Below are 13,761 nucleotides of genomic sequence, written 5' to 3' on the forward strand. Positions count from 1 at the left end.
GATATCACCCCGGCCCGCCGGAAGGTGGTCATGCTCTCGCTGGCCCTGGGCGCGTTCGCCCTGGGCACCACCGAGTTCGCCGCGATGGGGCTGCTGCCGCTTATCGCCGGGGACTTAGGAGTGACGGAGGACCAGGCCTCCGCGGTGATTTCTGCCTACGCCCTGGGTGTGGTGGTCGGCGCGCCCGGCGTGGCGGCGCTAACGGCCCGGCAGCCGCGCCGGCGCCTGGTCATCGTCCTGCTGGCGGTGATCGTGGCCGGCAACGCCCTGTCCGTGGTGGCCGGCTCCTTCCCGGTGCTGCTGGGGCGCGCTTTCTAGCCGGCATCCCGCACGGGGCGTATTTCTCCGTAGCCATGCTGTCCACGGCGTCGATGTCCCCGCCCAAGGAGCGCGGCCGGGCGCTCGCCTTCGTGGTCACCGGCCTGACCGTGGCCACCATCTTCGGCGTGCCGGCGGCCCAGGCCGTGGGCGATGCCGTCGGCTGGAAGACCGCCTTCGGGATCGTCGCCGGCCTGGCTGCAGTGGCCCTGGCCCTGCTGTGGGTGGTCATGCCGCACATGACGCTCATGCCGGCGACCTCCCTGCGCACCGAGTTCTCCGCCCTGGCCAACCGCCAGGTGTGGCTGACCCTGGCCATCGGCGTGGTGGGATTTGGCGGCATGTTCGCCGTCTACACCTACATCACCTGGGTGATGACCGAGCGCGCCGGGCTGGGTGCGGGCTGGATGTGGCTCATCCTCATGCTCTTCGGCCTAGGCATGACCGCCGGCAACTGGCTGGGCGGCCGGCTGGCCGACTGGAACGTCGAGCGCGGCCTGGTGCTCTGCGTCGGGCTGCTGTGCATCTCCCTGTTGGCCTTCTACTTCGCCTCCACCGCGGTGGTGCCGGCCATCGTGACGTTTATGTGCATCGGCGTTTTCGGCATGGCGCTGCAGCCGCTGCTGCAGGTGCGCCTGCTGGATTACGCGGGCAAGGCTCAGACCCTGGCCGCCGCGCTCAACCAGTCCGCGCTGAACACCGCCAACGCGGCCGGCGCCGCCCTGGGCGGGGCCGTGGTCGGCGCGGGGTGGGGCTACGGCTCCCCGGCGCTGGCAGGCGCGGTGCTCGCCGCCATTGCCGTGGGCATCTGGGCGCTCGCGCAGCGCGCGCGTTAAGCTTTGCAGCATGAGCTTTACCATCGCCACCGTCAACGTCAACGGCATCCGCGCGGCCTGCAAACAGCGCAATGAGAACAACCCGGGCATGAACGCCTGGCTGCAAGAAACTGATGCTGACGTGGTGCTGATGCAAGAGGTGCGGGCCTCTCAGACCCAGGCCGAAAAGGCCCTGGCCCCAGCCCTGGAGGCCGGCTGGCACCTGGTGATGGCCGAGTCCCTGGACCCAGGCACCAAGGGCCGGGCCGGGGTGGGTATTCTGTCCCGCACCCCGCTGCGCGACGTCGTGGTCGGGCTGGGCACCTTCGGCGACTCCGGGCGCTGGATCGAGGCCACCGTCGAGGACCCGGCGGCCGCCGCTGGCGGCAGCGCCCTGCGCGTGGCCTCGCTCTACCTACCGAGCGGAGACACTGGCACGGCCAAGCAGGACCAGAAGTACCGCTTCCTGGGGCAGTTCTCTGAGGTCCTGGCCGAGCGCGCGGAAACTTACCCGCAGATGGTCATCGGCGGCGACTGGAATATCTGCCACCGCTCCCAGGACCTGAAGAACAACAAGCCCAACGAGAAGGTCTCCGGCCATCTGCCGGAGGAGCGCGCCTTTATGGACCACGTCTTCGGCAGTTTCCCGGATCCCACCCCGCAGGACAAGGCCGGCCTGGGCGACTGGCGCGGGGTAGTGGACTACCCGGGCGGCGAGGTCTGGGCCGCGGCCGAGGAACCGGCGTGGTTCGACGTCGACCGGCGCCTGCACCCAGACCCGGAGCAGGACGGCCCGTACACCTGGTGGACCTACCGCGGCCAGGCCTTCAACAACAACGCGGGCTGGCGCATCGACTACCAAGCCGCCACCCAGGCAATGCTGGACCGCGCCCAGTCTAGCCGCGTGGATAAGGCGCCCACGGTGGAACAGCGCTGGTCGGACCACTCCCCACTGCTGGTGACCTACGCCTAAGAAACGGCGGGAGAACAGATTGACCCCACTGTTTAGCGTCCTCTACATCATCGGAATCACCGCCGAAGCGATGACGGCCGCGCTGTCCGCCGGGCGGCAAAAACTCGACCTCTTCGGCGTGACCCTGCTGGCCGCCATTACGGCCTTGGGCGGGGGCACGGTGCGCGATATGGTGCTCGACGACTACCCGCTGACCTGGGTGGGCCAGCCCAAATACCTCGTCTTCGTGCTGGTAGCGGCACTTCTTACGGTGTGGATGTCGTTTTTGATGCACTACTTCCGGCACCTATTTTTGATCCTGGACGCGCTCGGCCTGGCGGTCTTTTCGGTGCTGGGTACGCAGGCCGCGCTCAACCTGGGGCACGGCTTCGTCATCGCTTCGGTCGCCGCTATCATCTCCGGCGTCTTCGGCGGCATCCTGCGCGACCTGCTCTCCGACCGCGTGCCGCTGGTCTTTTCCGGCGAGTTCTACGCCTCCATCTCCCTGGCCGCCACCGCGGTCTACATGCTGCTGCTGGAGGTCGGCCTGAGCGTAGAGATCACCGCTATCGCCACCGTCATCTTCGGCTTCTGCGCCCGCCTGTGGGCCATCTACTCCAAGCGCGGCCTACCGGTTTTCGAATACAAGGGCGCCGAGCAGCCCATCGACCCGCGCCTGCGCCTGTCCGCCCGCCTGGTGCGCGACGGGGCGCGCTCGATGAAGCGCCGCGCCGGCAGCCTGACCAGCGGCCGGAGCCTGCGCTTCGACGCCTCCGCCTACACCTCGGTCAATCGCCAGACCGGCAAGCACGCCCGTGGCAACCGGGACCGCGATCCGCAGCAGCAGTGGGTCATCCAGCGCCCCCGCAAGGCCGCCCAGCCCACCCGGCACGCCAAGCCGGATCCGAAGCGCCAAGCCGCGGCGCCCAAAAAGCCCAAGCCCAAAGCCAAGTGGCCGCGCCTGCCGAAGGGCGGCCTGCCGCGGCGCAGCCGCCCGGATGAGGGGCAGTGGGAGCAGAACGATTAAGGCAATCTGCGTGCCCGGGTGCTAGACTATGGCACGCACAATATTTCCCGGAAAACTTGGAGTTAATAGAAACTATGGCGCGCGCAATCATTTACTTCGTGCTCGGTGCTGTCTTGCTGGCACTCGGTATCTGGTGGTGGACCGTGATGGGCCCGAGCTTTGCCTTCCTGCTCCCGACCATCACGATGGGCATCGGCGGCGCGTTCATGGTGGCCGGCTGGGCCGTCCTGATGGACGTCAAGAGCCCCACCAGCCGCAAGCTCTAAGCTTTCTAACCAAAAACCCAACCGCCAGGCACCGCGTTGCCCGGCGGTTTTTCATACCCGGTGGTTTTGCCGCTGGCATGCCCGGCGGTGCTTGTTCGTGCCTGCTTCCGGCCGGCGGGCGGCGCGGGTGTCGCGCCCGGGAGGGGGCGTCGTGACCCGGGCGGGGGTAACAGGGATTACACTTGAGCCATGACTGATCAGAACGCGAACGCGGCCGAGGCCGCGACCACCCGAGTACTATCCGGCATCCAACCCACGGCGGATTCCTACCACCTGGGCAATTACTTGGGAGCGTTGAAGCAGTGGATCGAGCTGCAGAACAACCACGACGCGTTCTACTTCATCCCGGATCTGCACGCCATTACCGTTGAGCAGAACCCGGAGGAGCTGCGCCAGCGCACCCTGGCCGGGGCCGCGCAGCTTATCGCGCTGGGCATTGACCCGGACAAGTCCACCCTCTTCGTGCAGTCGCACGTGCCCGCCCATGCGGAGCTGACCTGGGTCCTGCAGTGCCTGACCGGCTTCGGCGAGGCCTCCCGCATGACCCAGTTCAAGGACAAGTCCGCCAAGCAGGGCTCGGAGCGGACCTCCGTGGGCCTGTTTACCTACCCGGTGCTCATGGCCGCGGACATCCTGCTCTACTCGCCGCACTACGTGCCGGTGGGCGAGGACCAGCGCCAGCACCTGGAGCTGACCCGCAACCTGGCGGAGCGTTTTAACGGCAAGTACGGCGAGACCTTCCGCATGCCGGAGGCCTTCATCCCGGAGGGCTCTGCCAAGATTTACGACCTGCAGGAGCCGACGGCGAAGATGTCCAAGTCGGGCGACAACCCGAAGGGGATTATCAACCTGCTGGATCCGCCGAAGACCTCGGCCAAGCGCATCAAGTCGGCTGTGACGGACGACCTGGGCGTGGTGGCCTTCGACCGCGAGACCCAGCCGGGCGTATCCAACCTGCTGGCCATCCAGTCCGCGCTGACTGGCATGGCCATCGACGAGCTGGTGGGGTCTTACGCCGGCAAGGGCTATGGTCACCTGAAGGTGGATACCGCCGACGCCCTAGAGGCGTTCACCACCCCGCTGAAGGCGCGCTTCGACGAGCTAATGGCGGACCCGGCCGAGATCGAGCGGATCCTGGCCCGCGGCGCCGAGCGCGCCTCTGAAGTGGCCCAGCCCCTGGTAGACGACGTCTACGCCAAGGTAGGTTTCCTGCCTGCGCGCCGATAAGCAATTACGGTTAAGCTGTCAAGTCAGCCGCAGGAAATAACTTAGCCCGCAATCAAGCCCGTCCCCGAACCCAAGAGGAGAGCCCGTCGTGGCAGCCAAGACCACCTCGCGCCGCGAGAACACCGACCAGTACGGCATCGAGCGCACCCGCCAGGATGAACCCGGCGCCGTAGACAAGCTGCGAGACAAGTCCCGGATTGTTGAGCGCACCATGCGCATGCAGGAGCGCTATTCCGCGGAGGGCGGCAACCAGTTCGCCGCCGGCATTACCTACTACTCGGTGCTGGCCATGTTCCCGATCCTCATGCTGGCCATGGCCGCAGTCGCCGCCGTGCTGGCCAACCGCCCGGACCTGTTCGAGCAGGTCCAGGACCAAATCACCAACGCCGTGGACGGCGACCTGGGCGATACCCTCAACGAGGTCCTGCAGACGGCCGTGGATCAGCGCGGCGCCATGTTCGGCATCGGTGGTATTACCGCCCTGTGGTCCGGCCTGGGCTGGATGAACAACCTCCGCGTGGGCATTTCCGCCATGTGGCGCATCGACGCCACGGAGGGCGGCAACTTCGTGGTCAAGAAGCTCAACGACCTGATTGGTCTTATCGGCCTGCTGCTGGCCTTCGCCGTGGCCTTCGGCGTGACCGCCGCCGGTACCTCCGGCCTGACCCAGAAGGTCTTCGAGTGGGTGGGCATCGAGTCCTTCCCCGGCATGAACTTCGTCCTCTTCGCCACCGGCCTGGTGGTCGGCCTCATCGCCAACTTCCTGGTCATCTGGTGGCTGGTGGTCGTGCTCCCGCGCACCAAGGTCCCGACCAAGTCGGGCCTGCAGGGCGCGCTGCTGGGCGCTATCGCCTTCGAGGTCATCAAGCAGCTGTCCACCGTAATCATGTCCTCGGCCACCGGCTCCCCGGCCGGCGCGGTCTTCGGCCCGGTCATCGTGCTGATGATTGTGATGTACCTGATCTGGCGCGTGGTGCTCTACGTCTCCGCCTGGACCGCGACCACCGATGAGTCGCTGGCCCAGACCCCGCTGCCGGCGCCGGAACCGGCCGTCATCCGCGTACGCAACGAGATCCACGAGGGGCCGAACACCGGTGTTACCCTGGGGGCCGGCGCGGCTATGGGCGCTGCCGCCGCCGGTATACTGGCACTGCTCAACCGCAAGAAATAAGTTTTGACGAGGTAATTTAAGCGAGGTTTTCCCGGATGGCCATTGCGCACAATCTCTACCAGGCGCACCAACTTGATACCAGCGATAGCTGCCAAGCCCTGGGGATCATCATGGCCGGCCGGGACGCGCGCCTGCAGAGCCTGGGCGAATCCGAGCAGTCGCCGCAGCGCCGCGAGGCCCAGCTGGTCTTCGCCGTGCTGTCCAACCCGCAGCGCCGCGATCTCTACGATGCCGCCATCTCCGCCGGCCGCAGCGTCGACTGGTCCGACCTGGAGCACCTAGCTAACTTCGATCGCTGGCCGGATCCGAACCTCGCCCGGCCGGTCACCAATGCCGACAACCAGCACCCGCAACAAACGCAGCACACCCAGCAGTTCTTCCAGCAGCCGCAGCGGCAGGCGGGAACTCAGCAGGGTTCGCCCTACGGGCAGCCGCAGACGCAGTACGCCCCGCCGGCGTCCCCGTACGCGCAGCCCTTTAACCCGCACCAGGTGCCCACCCAGAGCGCGAACCTGCCGGCGGCCCAGCGCTACTCGAATGCGGTGGCAGCCAACCCGGAGGTCGAGCGCATCGCTGCCCGCCCGAGCGCCGGCGGGCGCTTCGGCATGGCCCTGTTCGACGGTTTTCTTGCCACCGCCGCCTCCGGCCTGGTCGGCGGTCTGCTGGCCGCCGGCGGTGGGGTGCTCCCCGACGCGATGAGCGGAACGCTGGGAGTCGTGGTCTTCACCCTGCTCTCCATCGCCTACTTCCTAGGCTTTGAGACCTACATGGGCGGCACCCCGGTCAAGCGCATGATGGGCTATAAGGTCGCCAACGTGGAGACCGGCCGGAACCTGACCCTGGGCGAGTCCGTCAAGCGGCAGTGGTTCCGCGTCGTGCAGATCATCCCCGGCCTGGGTTCGCTGGTCTCCATGGGTGGTTCTCTGTTCGTGCTGGCTTCTATCAGCCCGTCTAACGAGCTGCGTGGTTCCCACGACCGCTGGGCCGACGCCGAAGTAACGAAAAAGCCGCGGCAGCAATAACGATTACGACCACCGCCGCCACCGCGGCGATGCCCAGCCAGCCGTCTGATTTCTCGATCCAGCTGGTGCGCTGGTGGGTGCCGGCATCCGCCGGCGGGGCTGGCGTGGGGGTCGCGTCCTGGGCGGCGCTATCTTTTTCCTTGTCGTCCGCATCCTCCTGGTCGAGAATGCCGATGCCGGCCCCGGCCGGGACCTCGTAGGCGGCGTGGAGGAGCATCTGGGCCTGCTCCCAGGCCCGCGGGCCGTGCTCGATGGTGGTGTCCAGGATGACGGCCTGCAGGCGGCGGCCGTCGCGGTCGAGGGCGCCGACGAAGGTGTGGTGGGCGTCGTCCGTGTAGCCCGTCTTACCGCCGATTCCGTCTGGATCGTGCATGAACAGCCCGTTGTCGTTGCCCAACTCGTAGCCGGGGTGGTCCTCGTAACCGGGGAAGTCCACGGACTCGGTGTTGACTATCCGCGCGAAGGTCGGGTTGGCGTAGGCCGCCCGGTAGATGCGGGAGATGTCTCGGGCGGACGTCGACATGCCGGGTGCGTCCAAGCCAGAATAGGACGCGGCAAAGGTCGAGGTGGTGCCCAGCTCGTGGGCCAGGTCGTTGACCTTTTCCAAGGCCTTGGCGTCCCCGCCGAGCTCCTGGGCCAGCGCGTGGGCGGCGTCGTTGCCGGAGGCCATGAGCAGGCCCTGGAGGAGCTGCTCGATGGTGTAGCGGCCGCCGGCGCCGATCCCGACCGAGGAGCCGGTGATGCCGGCGGTTTCCTCGTTGGCGACGACCTCCTTGTCGAGATCCAGCTCATCGATGGCGACCAGGGCCAGAAGAGCTTTGATGATAGAGGCTGGGCGGTAGCGCCCGTCCGGATCCTTCTGCGCGATGATCTCGCCGGTGTCGATGTCGCTTACCATCCAGGCGCTGGCGACGACCTCGGGGTTGAGATCGAAACCTTCCGGCGCGGTGACACCGCAGGCCGCGCCCTCCACCGGCGGCAGCGGGGAGGGGGATTCCTGGCCGGGCGCGAGGTTCTCGGAGGTGGTGCTCGGCTCGGCCGGCACGAGGGAGTGCGGGCAGTCGTTGGTATCCGGCGCGGTGGTGCGGATGGAGCTGCTCGGCTCGTCACCGGTACCGTCGTCCTGCAGGCCCTCGGCGGCCTCAGCGTCGGTCAGATCGGCGGCGGGGTCCTCAAAACCCTCGGGCACCTCGGCGGGCGGATCGCCCTGTCCGGCCTCCTGGGCCTGGGCCTGGGCGGCGACTCCGGCGGGGGAGTGGGCCACCACGACGGGGGCGGGGGCGACGAGGGCTGCGGCTAGAGCTGCAGTGATAATTCTTTTCATGGCATGACATATCTTAAAGGCACACCTACTATGGCCGGTATGCATGACGCACCATTAATTAGTCCGGAAAACAAAGACGCGGACGCGGACGTTTTCGCCCAGCTGCCGAAGATCACCCTCTTCGAGGAGCTTGGAGCCACGGTCGCGCAGGCCGGCAGCCCGGCGGAACTCACCGCGGCAGTCTCCGCGCACCTGCAGCGGCTGGTAGACGACCACGTGGTCTACGCGGAGCTGCGCTTTACCCCGGCCAGCACCCAGCTCGCGGCGGAAGAGGCGCTGGCCGCGGCCGTGGCCGGGCTGGACGTCGAGGGCATCGACGCCCGGATCATCGTCACCGCCGAGCGCGGCGCGCAGGATCCTGCGGCCGTGACCCAGCTGGCCCAGCTCACCGTGGCCCAGCACAGCGGCAAGATCGTCGGCTTCGAGCTCGCCGCGGATAACGGCCAGGAAGGCCATGACGATCAGGCTGCGGCGCCGCTGGCCGGCTTCGCCGAGGCCTTCCAGGTACTGCGCGAGGCCTACGTGCCGTTCGCGGTGCGGCTGACGGCCGCGGGGGAGGCAGAGGACATCGGCCAGGCGCTGCAGGAGGGTGCGACGCGGCTGACGCTGACGGCCGGCATCATCGATGACTTCAGCGCGACGCTGGAGGGCATCGAGCCGGGCCGGGTCTCGGCCTGGGTGCGCGACCGCCACATCCTGCTGGATGCCGCACCCCACTTCGAGGTGGACCGCGGCGAGATCGAGGAGCTGGTTGACCACCCGCTGCCGCTGCTGCAGCAGCTGGGCTTCAACTGCGCGGTCAGCTCCGGGTCTTGGGACACCGGCAGCATGACCGAGCAACTCAGTGCCCTGGCGGAAACCTTCGGCTACGGGCTGGAGGAATTCTTCGACCTGTCGGTCAACGCGATAGAGCACTCCTTCGCTACCCAGGAGGACCGCCAGCACCTGCTCGAGACGGTTTTTCTGCCGGCCTACGAGGAACTCTCCGACGCCGAATTCGCCGAGGACCACCACGAACACGACGGTGCCGAAGACATCCCAGGTGCTGCCGAAACCCCAGGAGAAGAGGTATAAACCATGTCGAAAGTACTGTTCGTAATCTCCGCGGCGCAGGAATGGACGCTGGCCGACGGCAGCACGCGCGAGACCGGCTTCTGGGCCGAAGAGCTCGTCGCCCCGCACCGCACCTTTGCCAACGCGGGCTGGGAGATCGCCTTTGCCACCCCGGGAGGGCGCGAGCCCGTTGTGGACGAGGCCAGCCTGGAAAGCCTGAATGAGATGCAGCGCGAGTCCCAGGAGGATTACCTCGCGGCTATCCACTACGAGCTGTCCCAGCCGCTGGATCTGGCCGAGGTCGACGAGGCCGACTACGACGTCGTCTTCTACCCGGGCGGCCACGGCCCGATGGAGGACTTGGCTGAGGATGCCACCTCGGCGGCCCTGCTGGCCCGCCGCCACGCGGCCGGCCGCCCTCTGGCGTTGCTGTGCCACGCGCCGGCGGCGCTGCTGGCCGTGCCGGCCGATGAGAACGGCGAGTGGCCGTTCGCCGGCTACGAGATGACCGCCTTCAGCGACGTCGAGGAGGGCGAGGAGACGCTGGCGAAGGCGAAGTGGAGCCTGGAGCAGCGCCTGCGGGAGCTGGGCGCGGACTACCGCGCCGCCGATCCCCTCCAGCCCAACGTGGTCAAGGACCGCCACCTGTTTACCGGCCAGAACCCGGTCTCCTCGGAGCCGCTGGCCCAGCGCATCCTAGCCGCGCTGCGCTAGTCAACAAACAAAAAGCCAGCACCGAAGATAATCACTCGGTGCTGGCTTTCGCTATGCCGGCTGCCTTTCGTGCCGGTGGTCGGGCTTAAACCTTGGCCCAAAACTTGGCCTAGAACTTGGAGAAGCGCTTGACCAGCATCTCCTCGAGCTCCTTCCACGCCTCGGCGTGGTCGTTAAACGGCTTGGACGGCACGTAGCCGGCCTGCTCGGTCGAGCCCAGCATGTAGCCCAGGTAGTCCTGGAAGCGCGGGTGCGACAGGAAGAAGGAGTTCACCGAGTCGTCGCCGGTCCAGTCGGCGGCATCCGCGCAGACCTCGTAGCAGCGGTTCATCTGCTGCGAGTCGACGTGTTCCGGGCCTTTTTCTATGTCCCGGGCGATCCCGTTGAAGGTGTACTGGTTGTCTGGGTGGACGGTGACCTCGAGCTCGCCGGCGTTGCCGGCGTTGACGATGTCCTCCCAAGTGGACACGCGGGCCAGGTCGTGGTCGTCGTTCTCTATCACCCACCGGGCCAGGTGCTTGCCGGTGGGGAAGGTGAAGATCTCGCCCCACTTGCCCAAAAAGACAGGGGAGGAGCCCAGGTAGGTGCGCAGCGTGTACACGGACTTCTGGTCGATGGTGATCTTCACTGGGTCGATGCCGGCGGCCGCCCAGATAGACTTGTCGTAAGGATCGGCGGCCTCTTCCTCGGCCTTACGGGCTGCGGCGGCGTCCTCGCGGGCCTTTCGGGTGGCCGCGGCGGCCGCGGTGATGCGCTGGTCGGCGTCCTCGACCTGTGCGGAGTCGAACTCGGAGCTATCCACCACCTGGGTGTGGGCCTCCAGGTCGTCCAAGACCTCGGCCCAGTTGCCGGCGACCACGCTGCCGACGCCGGTCCACTCGCTCATGCCCTGCGGGCCGGCGTAGTGGTCGGCGCCGCGGGCGACGTTGCGCAGCAGGGAGTGGCTGGCGAAGAAGATCACGGAGTGTTCCGCGCCGGAGACCTCCGCCAGTGACTGGGTTAGCTCGAAGTTGCGGGCCACGGTGCCGACGTTGTCGTGGCTGGGCGCGCCGGCCAAGCGGTTGGGCACGTCTACCAGGTCGTAGACGTCGCGGGTGGCCGGGGTGATGCGGTCCTCGCCGCGGGCGGCGAAGGCCTGCCACTCCGGGTGATCGAGCAGATCGTGTTTGTGGTCGGATTCCACGTAGCACAGCAGCTCGGCGGCGGAGCCGAACAGCAGGACGGATTCGTCATTGCCTAAGAAGGCCTGCCACTCGGAGCCGTCTTGGCGCCATTTCGGGGCCCACAGGGTGAAGTAATCACCGGCGGGCAAACTCAGCTTTACAGGAACGATCGCGCGGGTGCTCATGGCGTTTAAGTCTACCCAAACCTCCCGCCTGGATAGGCGATCCGCCCGGGCTTTAGCCAGTAGGCCGCCAGAATCCGTGGAACTGCATCCCGATGTTGGAGGTGCGCACCGGGTTGACCTGGACCGGATCGCCGGCCTCGACCATCTGGCCGTTGCCGGCGTACATGGCCACGTGCCCGTCCCACACCACCAGGTCTCCCTCCTGCAGCTCGCTGGCGTTCACCTGCCGGCCAACGGCCTGCTGGTCCGCCGTGCGCGGCAGGTCAACCCCGGCTTGGGCGTAGGCCCACTGGGTCAGGCCGGAGCAGTCGAAGCCGTTCGGGGTCGTCCCGCCCCAGACGTAAGGCGTGCCCTGCTGGGACAGCGCGGCCTTAACCGCCGCCTTGCCCGCGGCGTTGCCGCCGTCCTCCCCGCCGGTATCTTCCCGGTGGGCGACCGGCTCGACCTCGTCTTCCGGCGCGGTCTCCGGCAGGGCCGCCGGTGTGCTGCCAGCCCCAGTACCCGGGGAAGCCGCGCGCTCCTCGAGCGCGGCGACCGCATGCGCGCCGCGTTCTTCCGACGGCAGGGCGGAGCCCACGTGGGAGGCGGCGATATCGGCCAGCGGCTGCGCGGCCGCGGCGAGTTCCTCGACCAGCTGGGCCACGCGGGCGCCCGCCCGGGCGACGAACTGCTGGGCCAGGGCCGCCAGCTGGGCGGCCGCCGCGGCGCGGGCCGCCGGGTTGATGGTCAGCATGCCCAGCGCGATGGGCAGGGACTGGCGCCCCAGCTCCACGGCGATGCCTACGATGTCCCCGCCGGCGGCAAAGACCAAGTCCCGGCCGCGGGCGAGCGCCTGGTGGAGGGATTCTTGGTCGCTGGCCAGGGCGCCGGCGGCCGCCAGCACCGGGGTGGCGTCGGTCTGGCTGATGCGTGCGAGCGGCTCCACCGCCGCGACGTCGGGGTTGACAGGCAGCTGAGCGCCGGCGGGGAGATCGGCCGGGCGCATCTCGGAGATGGTCTTGAGAGCCTGGGTGATGACCTGCATTAGGAACCTCCCGCGTGGGCGCTAAAGCGGCCGGCGGTGTGCTCGTCAGTAGCGGCCGCGGCCGCGGCCAGGGCGTAGCCGGCCCGGGAAATATGCGCCAGGTCCGCGCGCAGGCGCTCGGTGCGCTGGTTAATATTGGTCACAGCGGCGGCCAGGTGGGCGCCGAAGTCGTGCGTGGCGGCATCCAGGGGGACTACCGGTGGGGCAGGCAGGCTGCCCTGGGCGTTGCGGGCTACGTCGGTGGCTAGTTGGTGGGTCAGATCTGGGTCAACGTCGAGAATGCTCATGCCTTCTTAGACTGCGCGGGCGCCGACACGGTTCCCGCCACTTTCTCAGTGCTGCCCATGCCCTACGATGGGGGACATGGAAACCTACGTTGTTGATCACCCCCTCGCGGCGTCCCGCCTGACCCTGATGCGCGACGCCCGCAGCGATAACGCGGCCTTCCGCGCCGCGCTGAAGGACCTGGGCACCATGCTGGTCTATGAGGCCGCGCGGAACCTGCCGGTGGAGCACTTCGACTGCCAGACCCCGGTGGACGTGGCGGAAGGCACCCGCCTGCAGGACCCGCCGATCATCGTGCCGATCATCCGCGCCGGACTGGGAATGATCGACCCCGCGCTGGCGATGATCCCCGACGCCCAGGTCGGCTTCATCGGCATGGCGCGCAACGAGGAGACCCACGAGCCGGTCCCGTACCTGGAGGCCCTGCCGGAGGACCTATCCGGCCGCACCGTCTTCGTGGTTGATCCCATGCTGGCCACCGGCGGCTCGCTGCTGCACTCGCTGCAGCTGCTGGCCGACCGCGGTGCCACCGATATCACCGCCATCTGCATGGTCTCGGCACAGCCGGGCGTGGACGCGCTGGCCAATTCGGGCCTGCCGGTGCGCCTGGTCACCGCGTGCATTGACCCGAGCCTGAACGAGGAGGCCTACATCGTGCCCGGCCTGGGCGACGCCGGTGACCGCCTCTACGGCCCGCGCAACATCGACTTCTAAGCTAGGCTTTAAGGCGCACATCATCGAGCGTCTTCCACGGGGGTGGGGAAGTTTTGACTACGATCGCGCGTCCGGCCTTGAGCTTTTGGAAATCCTGCGGGGAATTATTCGCCAGTAACCTGCGCACAGCGCGGGTGCGCCGCGGCCTGTCCCAACGGGCGCTGGCGGATATCTCCGGTGTTTCCCGCAACCAGATCGGCAACCTGGAGCGCGCCCGCGCCGCGGATCCGACCATCTCCACGGTCTACAAGCTGGCCTTGGCCCTGGAGATCCCGCCGGCGGTCTTGCTGCCGTACACCCGGCAGTTCGCGGCCTCGCTGGTGGCCGAGGTCTCCGACGTCGCCGCTTTCTCGCCGGCGTACGTGCGCCAGCGCCGCCGCGAGGCGACGAGCCATCCCTTCCCGGCCGCGCGGGCACGTTGAGGGGCCGGCTATTGGCGTCCGGGGGAGGGGCGGTTATACTGGGCGACTAACTGAACAGCATGGTCTAGTTGTAGACTGT

Annotated in this window: 16 protein-coding genes; 12 read left to right on the plus strand and 4 right to left on the minus strand. The window is 67.8% G+C overall.

Features of this window, described 5'->3' with window-relative positions; translation table 11 throughout:
• The first annotated feature begins 30 nt into the window (after window positions 1-30).
• The 8 genes from HMPREF3067_RS11670 to HMPREF3067_RS08195 all read left to right on the plus strand — a co-directional run bounded on the left by HMPREF3067_RS11670 (window position 31) and on the right by HMPREF3067_RS08195 (window position 6,798).
• Window positions 31-318 (plus strand): MFS transporter, encoded by a 288-nt coding sequence (locus HMPREF3067_RS11670; protein WP_371259785.1) that lies wholly within the window; start codon window positions 31-33, stop codon window positions 316-318.
• Window positions 319-353: 35 nt separating this feature from the next.
• Window positions 354-1,154 (plus strand): MFS transporter, encoded by an 801-nt coding sequence (locus HMPREF3067_RS08165; RefSeq protein ID WP_371259786.1) that lies wholly within the window; start codon window positions 354-356, stop codon window positions 1,152-1,154.
• 10 nt (window positions 1,155-1,164) lie between these two features.
• Window positions 1,165-2,106, plus strand: a complete 942-nt coding sequence (locus HMPREF3067_RS08170) for an exodeoxyribonuclease III (protein ID WP_070769224.1) — start codon at window positions 1,165-1,167, stop codon at window positions 2,104-2,106.
• A 19-nt stretch (window positions 2,107-2,125) separates the two neighbouring features.
• Window positions 2,126-3,112, plus strand: coding sequence for a trimeric intracellular cation channel family protein (locus tag HMPREF3067_RS08175; protein WP_070769225.1), 987 nt, complete (start codon window positions 2,126-2,128; stop codon window positions 3,110-3,112).
• A gap of 74 nt (window positions 3,113-3,186) precedes the next feature.
• Window positions 3,187-3,378, plus strand: a complete 192-nt coding sequence (locus HMPREF3067_RS08180; protein ID WP_070769226.1) for a hypothetical protein — start codon at window positions 3,187-3,189, stop codon at window positions 3,376-3,378.
• A gap of 189 nt (window positions 3,379-3,567) precedes the next feature.
• Window positions 3,568-4,605 (plus strand): tryptophan--tRNA ligase, encoded by a 1,038-nt coding sequence (gene trpS / locus HMPREF3067_RS08185; RefSeq protein ID WP_070769227.1) that lies wholly within the window; start codon window positions 3,568-3,570, stop codon window positions 4,603-4,605.
• 88 nt (window positions 4,606-4,693) lie between these two features.
• A complete protein-coding gene (locus HMPREF3067_RS08190) occupies window positions 4,694-5,776 on the plus strand; it encodes a YhjD/YihY/BrkB family envelope integrity protein (RefSeq protein WP_070769228.1) in 1,083 nt (360 codons plus the stop codon).
• Between the two features lie 35 nt (window positions 5,777-5,811).
• A complete protein-coding gene (locus tag HMPREF3067_RS08195) occupies window positions 5,812-6,798 on the plus strand; it encodes an RDD family protein (RefSeq protein WP_070769229.1) in 987 nt (328 codons plus the stop codon).
• Here the strand turns inward: HMPREF3067_RS08195 and HMPREF3067_RS08200 are convergent.
• A complete protein-coding gene (locus HMPREF3067_RS08200) occupies window positions 6,728-8,122 on the minus strand; it encodes a D-alanyl-D-alanine carboxypeptidase family protein (protein ID WP_070769230.1) in 1,395 nt (464 codons plus the stop codon). The two genes, HMPREF3067_RS08195 and HMPREF3067_RS08200, sit on opposite strands and share 71 nt — an antisense overlap.
• Window positions 8,123-8,152: 30 nt before the next feature.
• On the opposite strand from HMPREF3067_RS08200, the gene HMPREF3067_RS08205 reads away from it, so the two are divergent.
• Both HMPREF3067_RS08205 and HMPREF3067_RS08210 read left to right on the plus strand, forming a co-directional pair.
• The gene (locus HMPREF3067_RS08205) at window positions 8,153-9,196 is read left to right on the plus strand and encodes an amidohydrolase family protein (protein ID WP_083319223.1); all 1,044 of its coding nucleotides are present in this window, start codon (window positions 8,153-8,155) and stop codon (window positions 9,194-9,196) included.
• Between the two features lie 3 nt (window positions 9,197-9,199).
• The gene (locus tag HMPREF3067_RS08210) at window positions 9,200-9,889 is read left to right on the plus strand and encodes a type 1 glutamine amidotransferase domain-containing protein (RefSeq protein ID WP_070769231.1); all 690 of its coding nucleotides are present in this window, start codon (window positions 9,200-9,202) and stop codon (window positions 9,887-9,889) included.
• 109 nt (window positions 9,890-9,998) lie between these two features.
• On the opposite strand, the gene HMPREF3067_RS08215 is transcribed toward HMPREF3067_RS08210, so the two are convergent.
• The 3 genes from HMPREF3067_RS08215 to HMPREF3067_RS08225 are packed head-to-tail and all read right to left on the minus strand — an operon-like array spanning window position 9,999 to window position 12,548.
• Complete coding sequence (locus HMPREF3067_RS08215) at window positions 9,999-11,237, minus strand: hypothetical protein (protein WP_070769232.1); 1,239 nt, start codon at window positions 11,235-11,237, stop codon at window positions 9,999-10,001.
• A gap of 52 nt (window positions 11,238-11,289) precedes the next feature.
• Window positions 11,290-12,261, minus strand: coding sequence for a C40 family peptidase (locus HMPREF3067_RS08220; protein ID WP_070769233.1), 972 nt, complete (start codon window positions 12,259-12,261; stop codon window positions 11,290-11,292).
• Window positions 12,261-12,548 carry a hypothetical protein gene (locus tag HMPREF3067_RS08225; RefSeq protein WP_070769234.1) on the minus strand — a complete coding sequence of 96 codons (288 nt, stop codon included), beginning with the start codon at window positions 12,546-12,548 and terminating at the stop codon, window positions 12,261-12,263. The genes HMPREF3067_RS08220 and HMPREF3067_RS08225 overlap by 1 nt, the downstream gene beginning before the upstream one ends.
• A gap of 76 nt (window positions 12,549-12,624) precedes the next feature.
• On the opposite strand from HMPREF3067_RS08225, the gene upp reads away from it, so the two are divergent.
• Window positions 12,625-13,260, plus strand: coding sequence for a uracil phosphoribosyltransferase (gene upp / locus HMPREF3067_RS08230; RefSeq protein WP_070769235.1), 636 nt, complete (start codon window positions 12,625-12,627; stop codon window positions 13,258-13,260).
• 53 nt (window positions 13,261-13,313) lie between these two features.
• Window positions 13,314-13,682: a helix-turn-helix transcriptional regulator gene (locus HMPREF3067_RS08235; protein ID WP_371259787.1), complete on the plus strand. Its 369-nt coding sequence runs from the start codon at window positions 13,314-13,316 to the stop codon at window positions 13,680-13,682.
• Window positions 13,683-13,761: the final 79 nt, after the last annotated feature.

The sequence above is a fragment of the Corynebacterium sp. HMSC04H06 genome (assembly GCF_001815935.1).
GTDB lineage: Bacteria > Actinomycetota > Actinomycetes > Mycobacteriales > Mycobacteriaceae > Corynebacterium.